Annotated in this window: 11 protein-coding genes; 1 reads left to right on the top strand and 10 read right to left on the bottom strand. The window is 68.2% G+C overall.

All coding sequences use genetic code 11. From position 1 onward, the window contains the following. Positions 1-28: 28 nt before the first annotated feature. Both ACTWP9_RS08745 and dxs read right to left on the bottom strand, forming a co-directional pair. The gene (locus ACTWP9_RS08745; protein ID WP_443245428.1) at positions 29-1,501 is read right to left on the bottom strand and encodes an ArnT family glycosyltransferase; all 1,473 of its coding nucleotides are present in this window, start codon (positions 1,499-1,501) and stop codon (positions 29-31) included. 168 nt (positions 1,502-1,669) lie between these two features. Beyond that, positions 1,670-3,586 carry a 1-deoxy-D-xylulose-5-phosphate synthase gene (dxs, locus tag ACTWP9_RS08740; RefSeq protein WP_443245427.1) on the bottom strand — a complete coding sequence of 639 codons (1,917 nt, stop codon included), beginning with the start codon at positions 3,584-3,586 and terminating at the stop codon, positions 1,670-1,672. 318 nt (positions 3,587-3,904) lie between these two features. On the opposite strand from dxs, the gene ACTWP9_RS08735 reads away from it, so the two are divergent. After that, positions 3,905-4,159, top strand: coding sequence for a hypothetical protein (locus ACTWP9_RS08735; protein ID WP_443245426.1), 255 nt, complete (start codon positions 3,905-3,907; stop codon positions 4,157-4,159). Positions 4,160-4,288: 129 nt separating this feature from the next. On the opposite strand, the gene ACTWP9_RS08730 is transcribed toward ACTWP9_RS08735, so the two are convergent. The 8 genes from ACTWP9_RS08730 to ACTWP9_RS08695 form a co-directional block, all read right to left on the bottom strand. Continuing rightward, complete coding sequence (locus ACTWP9_RS08730) at positions 4,289-5,572, bottom strand: sugar ABC transporter permease (protein ID WP_443245596.1); 1,284 nt, start codon at positions 5,570-5,572, stop codon at positions 4,289-4,291. Positions 5,573-5,631: 59 nt separating this feature from the next. Then, the gene (locus ACTWP9_RS08725; RefSeq protein WP_443245425.1) at positions 5,632-6,438 is read right to left on the bottom strand and encodes an ATP-binding cassette domain-containing protein; all 807 of its coding nucleotides are present in this window, start codon (positions 6,436-6,438) and stop codon (positions 5,632-5,634) included. Between the two features lie 65 nt (positions 6,439-6,503). Next, positions 6,504-7,616: a substrate-binding domain-containing protein gene (locus ACTWP9_RS08720; RefSeq protein WP_443245424.1), complete on the bottom strand. Its 1,113-nt coding sequence runs from the start codon at positions 7,614-7,616 to the stop codon at positions 6,504-6,506. Positions 7,617-7,903: 287 nt separating this feature from the next. Further along, positions 7,904-9,088, bottom strand: coding sequence for an ROK family transcriptional regulator (locus ACTWP9_RS08715; protein ID WP_443245595.1), 1,185 nt, complete (start codon positions 9,086-9,088; stop codon positions 7,904-7,906). A gap of 191 nt (positions 9,089-9,279) precedes the next feature. Then, positions 9,280-10,203: a carbohydrate ABC transporter permease gene (locus ACTWP9_RS08710; protein WP_443245423.1), complete on the bottom strand. Its 924-nt coding sequence runs from the start codon at positions 10,201-10,203 to the stop codon at positions 9,280-9,282. Beyond that, positions 10,203-11,105 carry a carbohydrate ABC transporter permease gene (locus ACTWP9_RS08705; RefSeq protein ID WP_443245422.1) on the bottom strand — a complete coding sequence of 301 codons (903 nt, stop codon included), beginning with the start codon at positions 11,103-11,105 and terminating at the stop codon, positions 10,203-10,205. The genes ACTWP9_RS08710 and ACTWP9_RS08705 overlap by 1 nt, the downstream gene beginning before the upstream one ends. A 219-nt stretch (positions 11,106-11,324) precedes the next feature. Further along, positions 11,325-12,584 (bottom strand): extracellular solute-binding protein, encoded by a 1,260-nt coding sequence (locus tag ACTWP9_RS08700; RefSeq protein ID WP_443245421.1) that lies wholly within the window; start codon positions 12,582-12,584, stop codon positions 11,325-11,327. 231 nt (positions 12,585-12,815) lie between these two features. Further along, complete coding sequence (locus ACTWP9_RS08695; RefSeq protein ID WP_443245420.1) at positions 12,816-13,775, bottom strand: carbohydrate ABC transporter permease; 960 nt, start codon at positions 13,773-13,775, stop codon at positions 12,816-12,818. Between the last annotated feature and the right edge of the window lie 11 nt (positions 13,776-13,786).

Genomic DNA, 13,786 nt, shown 5'->3' with positions numbered 1-13,786 from the left:
CGGAAAGAGAGCGCAAAGGCCGGGCCGGTCAGCGGGGCAGGGGCGCCCCGCCCGCCCGGGAGGAGCGGATCTCCGGGCGGGTGCGCAGATAGAACGAGGACCCGTCGATGGTGGCGACCTTCTCGTAGTGACGGGCGAGATGCCGACGCAGCGTGGGGATCTGCTGGACGCCGTACCCCTTGCCGCGCGAGTCGTCGACGATCAGCTCGGGCGGGCGCCGCCGCAGCTCGCGCTCGAAGTGCGGCCAGGCACCCTCCATCGCGTACCGCTCGCCCACCCGCGTCTCGCCCCGGCCGCCGCTGAAGTTGGTGAGGAACCCGGCGGTCAGATAGCGGGAGGCGGGAGAGCGTTTGGCCAGCCAGTAGCCCTCCGGGTGCATGCCCCACAGCAGCACCCGGTCCTTGCGGTCGGTGTAGGAGCGCACGGTGTCGGCCATCCGGCGCGCGTGGTCGACCTCGGTTCGGCTGTCGGTGAAGCCCCAGCCGACGAACACACACGCCAGGAACGCGGTGGCGGCCAGCGCCACGGTGGCGGCCCGCGCGGTCAGCTCCTGCAGCGCGGCGGCACCCAGCAGCGCGAGGGGCGGGACGAGTTGGAGGAAGTAGTGACCGAAGAACTGGAACCCGACGGTGGCGGCGCCGAGCGAGGCGGCGAGCCAGATCCATAGGTCCGCGGTGCCGTCGAGCGGGGCGCGGCCGGCGGACCGTACGGCGGTACGGGAGCGGGCGACGCGGACGAGGGCGACGACGAGCGGGAGGGCGGCGAGCGTCAGCAGCCCGACGCCTGCCAGTGCACGCAGCAGCGGCTTGAATCCGGCTCCGTCGGCGGAGAGATACGAACCGGAGCCGGTGGCGATCCAGTACAGGAAGCGGCCCGGATCGAAGGCGAGAGCAGCGCTCACCACCGGGAGCGCTGCTCCGGCACCGACCCGGAAGCCGGCACCCCAGCCCGCGCGGGCCTGCCACAGCAGGGCGAGAACCGGCAGCAGCACGGCACCACCGGTCTGTTTCGAGAGCACTGCTCCGGCCACCGCCAGCCCGGCGCCGAGCCAGCGGGCCCGCTGGGCGCACCAGACCGCCGCGACGGTCCAGGGCAGCATGAAGACCTCGAACGTCGCCGCCTGGGTGTCCTCCGGCTTGAGCCCGACCGTCAGAAAGACGTAGCAGACCCCCGCCGTCCACGCCGCCCGCTCGCCCCAGCGGCGCCCCGCGAGGGAGGCGGCCAGCATCGCACCCACCAGTACGGCGACGATGGCCGCCACCCGCACCGGCCACAGCGAGTCGTCACCGAACAGCGCGAAGGCACCCCGGTAGAGCAGGGGCACGAAGGGAGGCTTCCGGTCCACCACGGTGTCGTAGAGCACGCCCCCCTCGGCCAGTTGGCGGGCCTGCGTGGCCAGATACCCCTCGTCGGGGTTCCAGGGGGTGCGCGCGAAGGACGGGAGGCGGGTGAGGACCGTGAGGGCGACGAGGACGGTGACAAGCCGCGTCCAGTTCGCCACGGGCTCCTTCGCGCTCGCAGCGGCCGTATGGCGCTCCGCAGCAGGGGACAACGGCATACGACCCAATTTAGCGAGCCCCCGCGGGCCCTCGCCGCGCTACCCCCGCCCCGGCCCTGAACAGGGGCGCCCCCTCACCGAACAGGAGCAGGGGGCGCCCCCGCAAAGCCGCTAGTCGCGGGCCACTTCGGCCTGCTCCGCGTCGAAGCGCCCGTCCAGCTTGGCGACGAGCCCCGTCACCTGGCGGGCGATATCGGGCGCGGTGAGCCCGATCTCCGTCAGGATCTCCTTCCGGGACCCGTGGTCCAGGAACCGCTCGGGGATGCCGAAGTCCCGCAGCGGAACGTCGACACCGGCGTCCCGCAACGCCTGCGCCACGGCCGAGCCGACACCGCCGGCACGGCTGTTGTCCTCGACGGTGACCACGACGCGGTGCTGCTCCGCCAGCGGCGGCAGCGACTCGTCGACCGGCTTGACCCAGCGCGGGTCCACCACCGTGGCGGTGATCCCCTGCTTGTCGAGCAGCCCGGCGATCTCCAGGGACATCGGAGCGAGTGCTCCGACCGAGACCACCAGCACATCGCCGGGCCCCCCGTCGGCGGGCTCCCGCAGTACGTCCATGCCGCCCACCCGGCGCACCGCGGGAACTGCCGGGCCGACGGCGCCCTTGGAGTACCGCACCACGGTCGGCGCGTCGTCCACCTCGACGGCCTCGCGCAGCTGGGCGCGAACCTGGTCGGCGTCGCGGGGCGCGGCCAGCCGGAGTCCGGGGACGCACTGGAGGATGGACATGTCCCACATGCCGTTGTGCGAGGCGCCGTCCGTGCCGGTGATGCCCGCCCGGTCCAGCACGAAGGTGACGCCGCACTTGTGCAGTGCCACGTCCATCAGCAGTTGGTCGAAGGCCCGGTTGAGGAAGGTGGCGTAGACCGCGAAGACCGGGTGCAGACCGCCGGTGGCGAGTCCGGCGGCGGAGACCGCGCCGTGCTGCTCGGCGATGCCCACGTCGTAGACCCGCTCGGGGAACTCCTGGGCGAAGGCGTGCAGTCCGACGGGGCGCATCATGGCCGCCGTGATGGCGACGATGTCCTTCCGTTCGCGGCCGAGCTTGACCATCTCGTCGCCGAAGACGGAAGTCCAGTCGGCGCCGGAGGACTTGACGGGCAGGCCGGTGTCGGGGTGGATGACGCCGACGGCGTGGAACTGGTCGGCCTCGTCCTGGCGCGCGGGCTGATAGCCGCGGCCCTTCTCGGTCAGACAGTGCACCAGCACCGGACCACCGAACCGCTTGGCCCGCTGCAACGCCGACTCCACAGCCGCGATGTCGTGCCCGTCGATCGGCCCGACATACTTCAGCCCCAGATCCTCGAACATCCCCTGCGGCGCGATGAAGTCCTTCAACCCCTTCTTCGCGCCATGCAACGTCTCGTACAACGGCTTGCCCACCACCGGCGTCCGGTTGAGCACGTCCTTGCCCCGGGCCAGAAAACGCTCGTACCCGTCCGTTGTACGCAATGTCGCCAGATGGTTGGCCAGACCGCCGATCGTCGGCGAATACGACCGCTCGTTGTCGTTGACCACGATCACCAGCGGACGGTCCTTGGCAGCAGCGATGTTGTTGAGCGCCTCCCAGGCCATCCCGCCCGTCAGCGCCCCGTCACCGATCACAGCCACCACATGAGCGTCCCGCCCGCGCACCTCGTTCGCCTTGGCCAGACCATCCGCCCAGCCCAGAACAGTCGAGGCGTGCGAATTCTCGATCACGTCATGCGCCGACTCCGCACGCGACGGATAACCCGACAGACCACCCTTTGCCCGCAGCTTGGAGAAATCCTGCCGCCCGGTCAGCAGCTTGTGCACATACGACTGATGCCCCGTGTCGAAGAGCACGCTGTCCTTGGGCGAGTCGAAGACCCGGTGCAGGGCGATGGTCAGCTCGACCACACCGAGGTTCGGGCCCAGATGGCCACCGGTCTTGGAGACCGCTCCGACCAGGAAGGTGCGGATCTCCTCGGCCAGCCTCTCCAGCTGCTCCGGGGTGAGCCGGTCCAGATCGCGTGGTCCCCTGATGCGGGTCAGCAACGCCACCCGTACCTCCTTGCGTCAAGCGTGATCGAACGCTGTCGAGCCGTTGTTGTCGGACCGTGCCGATCTTCTCCCAACCTTCGGCCGGGAGGTGCCTCCAGAGTCTAATGTTCCGCCTCCATCCGGATTCACCGGACGGTGCCATCTCAGTCACACGAATGCCAGCCTGCCCTCCAGGGTGCATACGGAGGGCATGGGCAGCCGGAACAGGGGCCGTACACCCATTTGGCGGCGCATCTCGCTGGTCTCACCGTAAATGCGCTTATAACGGACAACGGTGATGGTGATTACGCCGTCATCCCCCGACCCGTAGGAGGCTCCATGCCGAATCGGCTCAAGCGCACCGTCGCTGCCGCAGCCCTGGTGGTCGCCCCGCTCGCCATGACTCTGGGCAGCACACAGGCCCTGGCCGCCGCCCCGTCCTCGGTCGCCGGTGACGCGCCCGAGAAGAACAAGAAGCAGAAGAAGGAGAAGCCCGACCCGGCGTGGAAGGAGAAGTACGAGAAGATCCACGAGCCGAAGGAGAAGTCGGAGCAGGCCGAACTCGCGAGAGAGCAGAAGCAGGCCAGGCGGTAGGCCCGCTCGGCGGATCGCCCGCGAACGGCCTCCGTCACTCCTTGCAGGCGTCGGTCCAGGTACCGGAGCCCTTCGCTCCGGCGCCTGGACCGATCCATCCGCACCTGTGCGGCGTGCGGACTGAGCGCGCTAGGCCCGACCAGCGGTTTTCTGGGTCCGGCGGGAGATCGAGTCGATCACGACCGCCGCCAGCAGCACCGCGCCGGTGATCATGTCGCGGAGGGCCGAACCGGTGCCCAGCAGGGCCATACCGGAGTTGATCGACTGGATGACCAGCGCGCCCAGCAGCGCGGACCAGGTCTTTCCGCGACCACCGAAGAGGCTGGTGCCGCCGATGACGGCCGCCGCGATGCAGTTCATCAGCAGGCTGCCCGCGCCGGAGGACTGGTTGGCCGCGTTGATCTGTGACGCGAAGAACAGTCCGCCGACGGCCGCCATCGTCCCGGCGATGGCGTAGACGGTGATCCGCACCATGGGCACGTTGATGCCGGCCCGCCCGGCGGCCTCGCTGCTCCCGCCGACGGCGAAGACCTGACGGCCGTAGCTGGTGCGGCGCAGCACGAAGTCGCCGAGGACGACCACGCCCAGGAAGATCACCACCGCCAGCGGCAGCCCTTTGTAGGAGTTGAAGACGGCCGCTGCGACGTACGCGGGGATTGCCAGCACCGCCGTGCGCAGCAGGATCTCGCTGAGCGGGCGGCTGGGAACGTCCGCCGCCTTGCGTCGGCGCTGGTCCAGCAGGGAGAAGCCGAGGAAGGCCAGGACGCAGACGGTGGCCAGGCCCATGGCCGCCGCCTTGTCGGAGAAGTAGTAGTTGGTGAGATGCGCCACCAGCCCGTCGTCGTCGAGGTTGATGGTGCCGCTGGGGCCGAGGATCTGGAGCATCAGGCCGTTCCAGCCCAGCAGGCCCGCCAGGGTGACCACGAACGCCGGGACGCCGATCCTGGCGAAGAAGAAGCCGTGTACAGCGCCGGCCGCCATACCGGTGAGGACGGCCAGCAGGACCGCCAGCACCTCGTTCATGCCCTGGTTGATGTTGAGGACGGCCAGCACGGCGGCCGACATCCCGCTGACCGAGCCGACCGACAGATCGATCTCGCCGAGAATCAGCACGAAGACGATGCCGACCGCGATCAGCCCGGTGCCCGCGCTCTGTACGAACAGATCGCTGAGGTTGTTCGAGCTCAGGAACGCGGAGTCCTGGAACTGGAAGACCGCGCCGATGACCAGCAGGCCGACGATGACCGGGACGGAGCCCAGCTCGCCGGTGCGGAGCCGGCGCAGCAGGTCCTCCAGATAGCCGGCGAAGCCCTGCTGGCGCACCAGCAGCCGGGGGTCGACGGTGGCGACGGGAGCGTCCGGGGCCGCCGTCCCGTTCTCCGCCGCCCCGCTCGGGGCCTTGGTGACGTTCAGGTGGGTGCCCTCGGTGGGCGTGTCGTCGGCCGGCGTGCCGTCCGTGGGGGTGCCGGTGGTCACTTGTGCACCTCCGTGGTGCGCGCGTTCTCTGCGGTACGGGCATTGCGGCGGGTGACGACGTTGTCACTCGCCCCGGTGATCGCGGAGACGATCTCCTCCTGGCTGGTCTCGCTCACCGTGAAGGTCCCGTTGTTGCGGCCGAGGCGCAGCACGGCGACCCGGTCGCTGACGGCTCGTACGTCGGCCATGTTGTGGCTGATCAGCAGCACGCCCAGCTCCCGCTCCCGGAGCCGCTCGACCAGGTCGAGGACCTGCGCGGTCTGCTCGACGCCGAGCGCGGCGGTGGGCTCGTCCAGGATGACGACGCGGGGCTCGCCGAGCAGCGAGCGGGCGATCGCCACGGTCTGCCGCTGCCCGCCGGAGAGCGAGGCGACGGGGACCCGGACGCTGGGGATACGGATGGAGAGGGTGGACAGCAGCTCGCGGGCGCGGCGCTCCATCTCCACCTCGTTCAGCACGGCGCGTGTCTTGATCTCGTTGCCGAGGAAGAGGTTGCCGACGACGTCGAGGTTGTCGCACAGCGCGAGGTCCTGGTAGACGGTCGCGATGCCCAGCTGCTGGGCATCGTGCGGCCGGTCGATACGGGCGGGCCGTCCGTCCCATTCGATGGTGCCCTCGTCGGCCGGGCCGACGCCCGCGATGGCCTTGACCAGGGTGGACTTTCCTGCACCGTTGTCGCCGACGAGGGCGACGACCTCGCCGGGGTGGATCTCCAGCTGGACGTCCGTGAGCGCCTGGACGGCACCGAACCGCTTGGAGATTCCGCGCAACGCCAGCACGGGCGTAGCGGACACGTGAATCACTCCTTATGCCTCTGGGCCGTCACACCCACCGTTCGAACGGTGGGTGTACCGGCCGCTCGACGCGATTACTTGATGCCCGCCTCGGCGCATGCCTTCTTGAACTTGGCGGTGCAGATCTCCTTGGACGTGAAGAAGCCGGACTTGCCGACGTACTTCTTGATGTCGTCCTTGACCAGCGGCAGCGGCGTGACGATCTTCGTGGGGACGTCCTTGGCGGACTCGCTGTCGGTCTTCGAGGAAGCGACCTTGTCCACCGACTCCCCGCGGGCCAGCGCGACGGCGAACTCGGCGGCTGCCGAGGTCTCGGGGACGTACGGCTTGTAGACGCTCATGAACTGCTCGCCCGCCAGAATCCGCTGCACGGCGTTGAGCTCGGCGTCCTGGCCGGTGACCGGGGGCAGCTCGTCCTTGTCGAAGCCCGCGCGCTTGAGCGCGGTGATGATGCCGCCCGCCATGCCGTCGTTGGCGGAGTAGACCCCGACGATGTTCTTCTTGCCGAGGGAGGAGATGGCGCCCTTCATGTTCTCGTTGGCGTTCTCCGGCTTCCACTCCTTGGTGTCGTACTCCTTGCCGATCTTCACCTTGCCGTCGAGGACGGAGTGGGCGCCGTCCTTGTACTTCTTGGCGTTGGGGTCGGTGACGGAGCCGTTCATCATGACGATCTTGCCCTTGTCGGCCTTGTCGCCCATCTCGTCGAGGAGGGACTTGGCCTGGATCCTGCCGACCCGCGGGTTGTCGACCGAGGTGTACGCCTTGATCGGGCCCTCGGCGAGGCGGTCGTAGGCGACGACGGGGATGTCGCTGTCGTCGGCCTTCTTGACCGAGCTGGAGACGGACTTGGCGTCCACCGCGTCAAGGATCAGCGCGTCGACCTTCTTGGCGATCATTGTGTCGACCTGCTGCTGCTGGACGTTGGCGTCCTGCTTGGCGTTGGCGTACAGGACCTTGGTGTCCTTGCCCGCCAGCTCCTTGATCTTCTTGACCATCAGCGGCTTGTCGAAGCGCTCGTAGCGCGCTGTCTGGTTCTCGGGCAGCAGCAGCCCGATGGTCAGCGGTCCTTTCTTGGACTTGCCGCTGTCCTTGCCGTCCGCCTGGTCGGCACTGCCACAGGCGGCCGTGGTGAGCGCGAGGGAAAGAGTGACGGTGCCGAGGACGATGCCGCGCAGCGCTGCGTGCATTGAGAGACCTCCCTGACGGGGCCGCGGCATTGCGGCCGAGGTAGCGGGAAGTCAACTCGCAGCTGACTCAGCGGTCAATAAGCAAATCCTTAACGAGATGACAACGATGCCATCCGTTGAACCCCCGAAAAGGGGCGCCCCGATCAGCGCCCCGAAGGGGCGCGGGGAACTGCGCGACCAGCCACAACGAGCCGACACCCGGCAACTGCCCCGATCGGCAACGGCGGGCCGCCGCCCCACCGAGACGGCCACCCGTCATCGCGGCGAGCCCCCAGGGCAGCGAGCCCTCAGGCGGCAGCCGAAGCCGCGTCCACCAGCGTGGTGTCACCCATCTCGTTGAGGACCAGGGCCAGCGCACCCAACACCTCGGCGCGGCTGTCGAGTTCGCCGGGCAGGACCTTCAACTGACGCGCCGCGCTGGGAATGGCGTACCGCGCCACCGAGTCCCGCACGGGACCCAGCACCAGGTCTCCGGCCTCGGCGAGGTCCCCGCCGAGTACGACCCGCGAGGGGTTGAGGAGGTTGCACAGGCTGGCGACGCCGCTGCCGATGTGCCGACCGATGTCGGCGACGACCCGCCGGCAGCCGGGGTCACCCTCGGCGGCCAGCCGCACCACCCGGGCCATGGTCAGGTCCGGGCCGTGGCTGGAGTGCAACAGCGGGAGCACATAGCGGGCCGCGGTGAAGGTCTCCAGGCAGCCGCGGTTGCCGCAGCGGCAGACCGGGCCCGACTCGTCCAGCGTGATGTGGCCGATCTCGCCGGCGGTGCCGCCCGGGCCGCGGTAGATCTGGCCGTTGATCACCAGACCGGCGCCGACACCGCTGGCGACCTTGATGTAGGCCAGATCGCGGGCGCCGTGGCCGGCCCCCCAGACCTGTTCGCCGAGTGCCCCGAGGTTGGCGTCGTTGTCCACGTAGACGGGGACGCCCATCCTGGTGGTCAGCTCGTCGCGCGGGTTGGTGCCGACCCAGCCCGGAAGGATGGCGGTGGAGCCGAGCACGCCCGTCTCCATGTCGATGGGGCCCGGTACGCCCAGGCCGATGCCGATGACCTTCGCCGGGCTGATGCCGCTCTCCCCGACCAGCCGCCGCACCAGCTGCTCGGCGCGGTCGAAGCCCTGGTCCGCCGAGGCGTCCACATCGATGGGCTCGGCATCCTCGGCCAGCACCGTGTGCGCCAGGTTGCCGACGGCGACGCGCAGGTGGGAGTGGCCGAAATCGACGCCGACGACGATCCCGGCGTCGGCGCTCAGCGAGACCGCACGGGCCCGGCGACCGCCGGAGGAGGTGGGGGTGACCTCGACCGTCCCGGCGTCTTTGAGCTCACGGACGATGTTGGAGACGGTCGCGGCCGACAGCCCGGTGGTGCGGGCGATCTCCGCCTGGGTGAGCGAACCGGCCATGCGGACGGCCCGCACGACGCGCTCCAGGTTTGCCCGGTGCAGCGAGGACTGCGAGCCCGGAGTCTCCACCACTGTTCACTCCCCGTTTGTCTCCAACATCTGAACCCTAAGCAGAGCCCCGGCGGATCTTCCCGTCAAGCCCTTTGAGCTCGGCTGGGACCGACTGGTGCTCATTTGTGGCTCATCATACGGAGCGGAGCAGGGCGAATGCGCTGGGTCCCCGGCCGCGGCCGGGGACCCGGAACGGCGAACCGTTCACCTCACTTGACGGAGCCTGCCGTCAGTCCGGAGACCACGTGCCGCTCGATGAAGGCGAACAGAACGATCACCGGCACGATGGCCACGACCGACGCGGCGAACAGGTAGTTCCACTGCACCGTGTAGGCGCCGATGAAGTTGTTGATCCCGACCGTCAGCGGCTGCTTGTCCGGCTCGGTCGAGAGCGTCAGCCCCATCACGAACTCGTTCCAGGCCGAGATGAAGGTGAAGATCACCGCGGTGACGACGCCGGGCAGCGCCAACGGCAGCGTCACCTTGATCATCGCTCCGAAACGGCTGGTGCCGTCCACCATCGCCGCCTCCTCCAGCTCGGCAGGGATCGACCCGATGTAGGCGGTCAGGATCCATACGGCGAAGGCGAGGTTGAACGCGGCGTTGGTGAGGATCAGCGTCCAGACCGAGTTGAGCATCTCCAGCTGGTGGAACTCCCGGTAGAGGCCCACCAGCAGGGCCGTCGGCTGGAACATCTGGGTGACCAGCACCAGCAGCAGGAACCACTTGCGTCCCTTGAACCGCATCCGCGCCGTGTAGTAGGCGGCCGGGAGTGAGACGAGCAGCACCAGCACCGTCGCGCCGCCCGAAATCAGCAGCGTCACCTGGAGGTTGTCCCCGAGCGAGGACTCCTTCCAGACGTCGATGAAGTTCGACCAGTTCAGCTTGCCCGGCAGATAGGTGCGGTCGCGCAGCTCGTCGGCCGGCCGCAGCGCCGTGACGATCATCTCCAGATACGGCGCGAGGAAGAGCGCCGCGAGCAGCCAGGCGACGGCGGTGATCACCAGCGTGCGCGGCCGGAAGGTGCGCTTCGGCGGCCGTACGGCGCGCTTGGCGGGGCCTGCGGGCCCCTCCTTGACGGGTCCGGGCTCGGGTTCGGAGCCGGATCCGGCAGTCTGTGTTGCGGTCGCCATCAGTCCTCCTCGTTCCACCGGCTGACCTTCAGGAAGATCAGCACGAGCACGACGACCATCAGGAAGTTGACCACCGACATCGCCGCGGACTCGCCGATGTCCGTCTCCTTGAGCTTGTACATGAACACCGTGGTCGTCGCGGTGTCGCTGCCCGGTCCGCCCTGCGTCATCGCCCAGATGATCGGGAACGAGTTGAAGACGTTGATCAGGTTGATGACCACACCGACGAGGAAGGCCGGCCGCAGCAGCGGCAGCGTGATGCCCCGGTACGTCTGCCAGGCGCCCGCGCCGTCGATCCGCGCGGCCTCGTAGACGTCCGTCGGGATCGTCTGAAGCCCGGCCAGCAGCGTGTAGGTGGTGAACGGCAGCGAGACGAACACCGCCACGAACATCATCCACGGCCAGGCGGTGCCCGCCGAGCCGAGCCAGTCCTTGGACTTGTCGATGATGCCGAGGTCGATCAGCACGGTGTTGAGGACACCGGCCGTCTGGTTGAGCATCCACTTGAAGCCGATGGCCGTCATCAGGACCGAGGCGGCCCAGGGTGCGATGAGCGCCCAGCGGGTGATCCGGCGGCCCGGGAAGTGCTGGTTGAACAGCTGGGCCAGGGCCAGCGAGACGATCATCGTGACGCCGACGACCACGACGGTCCACAGCGCGGTCCAGAGGATGACGTGCCCGAAGTCGGTCTCGTCGAAGAGCTTCTTGTACTTGTCGGTGCCGGCCGAGCCCCGCACGATCCCCGCGATGCTGATGTTCAGGAACGAGGTCCTGATCAGCTCGATGACGGGCCAGACGACGACAGCGAGAATGAGCAGGACGACTGGAGCGATCCAGGGAAGCGGGCCGAGCCTGGCCAGCCCGCCGCGGGAGCGGCGGACCGGCGGGGCCTTCAATGACACGGGGTCTCCTTGTGATGCGGAGGTTGTGCTGGCGGGGGCCGGTGAGGGGGTGCCCCTGCTGTCCGTCGGCCGGAGGCTGGGGGAGCAGTTCCCCGCGCCCCTGACGTGCTACCCCGCGAAGCTTGGGCAGTCTGCCAGGGGCGCAGGGTGGGCAAGCGCAGCCCCCGTTGCGGGGTACGCAGAATGCGACGGGCCAACCCTGGGACGGAACCGGCTGTCTTACTTGTTGGCCGCGGCCTCTTCCGCCTTCTTCTGCAGGTCGCCGAGGACCTTCTCCGGGTCTTCCTTGGCTGCCTTGCCGCCGGACTTCTTGATCTCGGCGGAGACGACGTCCCAGGCCGGGTCGCCCAGCGGGTAGAACTTCGCGTTCGCCAGCTCGTCGAAGAAGGGCTTCAGGTCCTCGTGCTTGCCGTTGGACTGCATCGTCTTGAGCGCGTCCTGGGTGACCGGCGGGAAGTTGTACATCTCGTCGAACTTCAGCATCTTCTTCGAGTACACGAAGTCGAGGAAGGTCTTGATCTGCTTCTGCTTGCCGCCGTCCTTGAAGGCCATCATCCAGTCGGCGACGCCGAGCGTGGACTTCAGCGGCGCATCCTTGCCGGGGATGGCGGTGACGCCGTAGTCGACCTTGCCCTGCTTGGCCATCTGGACGAGGCTCGGGTGACCGTTGAGCATGCCGGCCTTGCCTGCGGCGAAGTCCGCGAAGGCGGTCTTACGGTCGGTGGTACCCGGGTTGGAGTAGGTCAGGCCCGGCTTGACCAGGTTGCTCTGGAGCCACTTGAAGGTCTCGACGTTCTTCTTGCTGTTGATGGTGTACTTGCCGCTGTTGTCGGTGTAGCCACCGCCGTTGCCCAGCTCCCACATCATCATCTCGCCCTGCGCCTCTTCGGGGCCGAGGGGCAGCGCGTAGGGGGTGTCGGCGGCCTTCGAGCTCTTGATCTTCTTCGCGGCGTCGGCCAGCTCGTCCCAGGTCTTCGGCGGGTTCTTGATGCCCGCCTTCTTGAAGACCTTCTTGTTGTAGAAGAGCACCCGGGAGGAGGAGACCCACGGGATGCCGTACTGGGTGCCGTCCACCTCGCCGGCCTTGGCGAACGACGGGATGAGGTTCTTCTGCGTCTTGGGCGAGAGAACGTCGTCGGCCTTGTAGAGCAGGTCGTCGGCGACCTTGTCGGCGTAGCCGCCGGTCTGGACCAGGTCCGGAACGTTTCCGCTCTGGATCATCGTCTTGACCTGCTTGTCGATGTCGTTCCAGTTGATGACCTGGACGTCGACCTTGATGTCCTTGTGCTGCTTCTCGAAGTCCTTGGCGACCGCGTCCCAGTAGATCTTGGACGCGTTGGACTTCTTGTCGCCGTAGTCGGCGGCCACCAGTTTGATGGTGTTCTTGTCCCCGGAGCCACCGCTGTCACCGCCACAGGCGGTGACGCTCAGTGCCATGGCGAGCACTGCGGCACCGGCCGCCGCTGCTCTCTTGTTCATGTTGCTCAACCCTTCGACATCGGTGTCGACTTGCTCGCAGGTGGTACGTCACTCCGGGCGCGACCCGGATCCCCCAGGCAACGTCGGGCGAGGAGAGCCCCGACTGCCTGGCGAGGTGATCCCCGTGCCGCTACGGCGCAGAGACTACTCACGGCATATTCCGCCGCACAGGTCTAGGCCACTTTCGTGGCCAACCTGAAATCACTGCCCGGCACGGCTGGTTCGGGCCGGCTACTTGAGCGCGCCCGCGGTCAGTCCTGCCTGCACCTGGCGCTGGAAGACGGCGTAGACCACCAGCACCGGGACCATGGCGATGGTCAGCCCCGCGAACAGGGCGCCCCAGTCTCCCGCGTACCCCTGGGAGACCGTCAACGCCGCGAGCCCCTGGGGCAGCACGTAGTTGTTCTCGTCCTCGTTGTTCAGCAGCAGCGGCAGCAGGTACTGGTTCCACTGACCGAGGAAGTTGAAGATCCCGATACTCACCAGCCCCGGCTTGGCCATCGGCAGCATGACCTGGAAGAACGTCCGGGTGTGCGAGGCGCCGTCGATCATCGCCGCCTCCTGGACCCCGCTGGGCAGGGTCCGGAAGAACGAGGTGAGGAAAAAGGTGGTGAACGGCAGCGAGTAGGCGATGTAGGCGATGATCAGTCCCGGGCGGGTGTCCAGCAGGGACATATTGTCCATGATCGTGAACAGCGGGATCAGCGCCAGGATCACCGGGAACATCATGCCTCCCGCGAACAACAGGAAGATGAATCTGTTGCCGGGGAAGGTGAACCGGGCGATGACGTAGGCGGCCATCGAACCCAGCAGCATGGTGCCGGTCAGCGAGCCCGCGAGGATGATCACGGAGTTGAACGCGTACCGGCCGATCTTCGCTTCCGTCCAGGCGTTGGCGAAGTTCTGCCAGTGGATCGAGCTCGGCAGGCCCATCGGGTCGTTGAGGAAGTCCGCCGTGGGCCGGAGGGCCGTCAGCGCCACCCAGACCAGCGGACCCGCCGCCATGACGACCCAGGCGATCAGGAAGGCGTGCGAGAAGACGTTCAGCGCGCCGCTCTCGCTGCGCACTGGCCCCTTGGCCTTTCCGGCGGCGGACCGCCGTCCGGCGGCCGTCTCGGACGAGGACGAGGACGCGGCGGCGTGGGCCGGCTGGTCGGTGACTGCGTCGGTGGGCATCGGTTCGGCACTCATCGCTTCGCTTC

It is taken from the genome of Streptomyces sp. 3N207 (assembly GCF_052246355.1).
In the GTDB taxonomy this organism is placed as follows: domain Bacteria; phylum Actinomycetota; class Actinomycetes; order Streptomycetales; family Streptomycetaceae; genus Streptomyces.
This window is presented reverse-complemented; position numbering and strand designations above follow the sequence as displayed.

Bases quoted from the DNA above. Each gene is read 5' to 3' on its own strand.
- ACTWP9_RS08735 (WP_443245426.1), top strand. From the start codon at position 3,905: ATGCCGAATCGGCTCAAGCGCACCGTCGCTGCCGCAGCCCTGGTGGTC.
- ACTWP9_RS08700 (WP_443245421.1), bottom strand. From the start codon at position 12,584: ATGAACAAGAGAGCAGCGGCGGCCGGTGCCGCAGTGCTCGCCATGGCA.
- ACTWP9_RS08720 (WP_443245424.1), bottom strand. From the start codon at position 7,616: ATGCACGCAGCGCTGCGCGGCATCGTCCTCGGCACCGTCACTCTTTCC.
- ACTWP9_RS08695 (WP_443245420.1), bottom strand. From the start codon at position 13,775: ATGAGTGCCGAACCGATGCCCACCGACGCAGTCACCGACCAGCCGGCC.
- ACTWP9_RS08710 (WP_443245423.1), bottom strand. From the start codon at position 10,203: ATGGCGACCGCAACACAGACTGCCGGATCCGGCTCCGAACCCGAGCCC.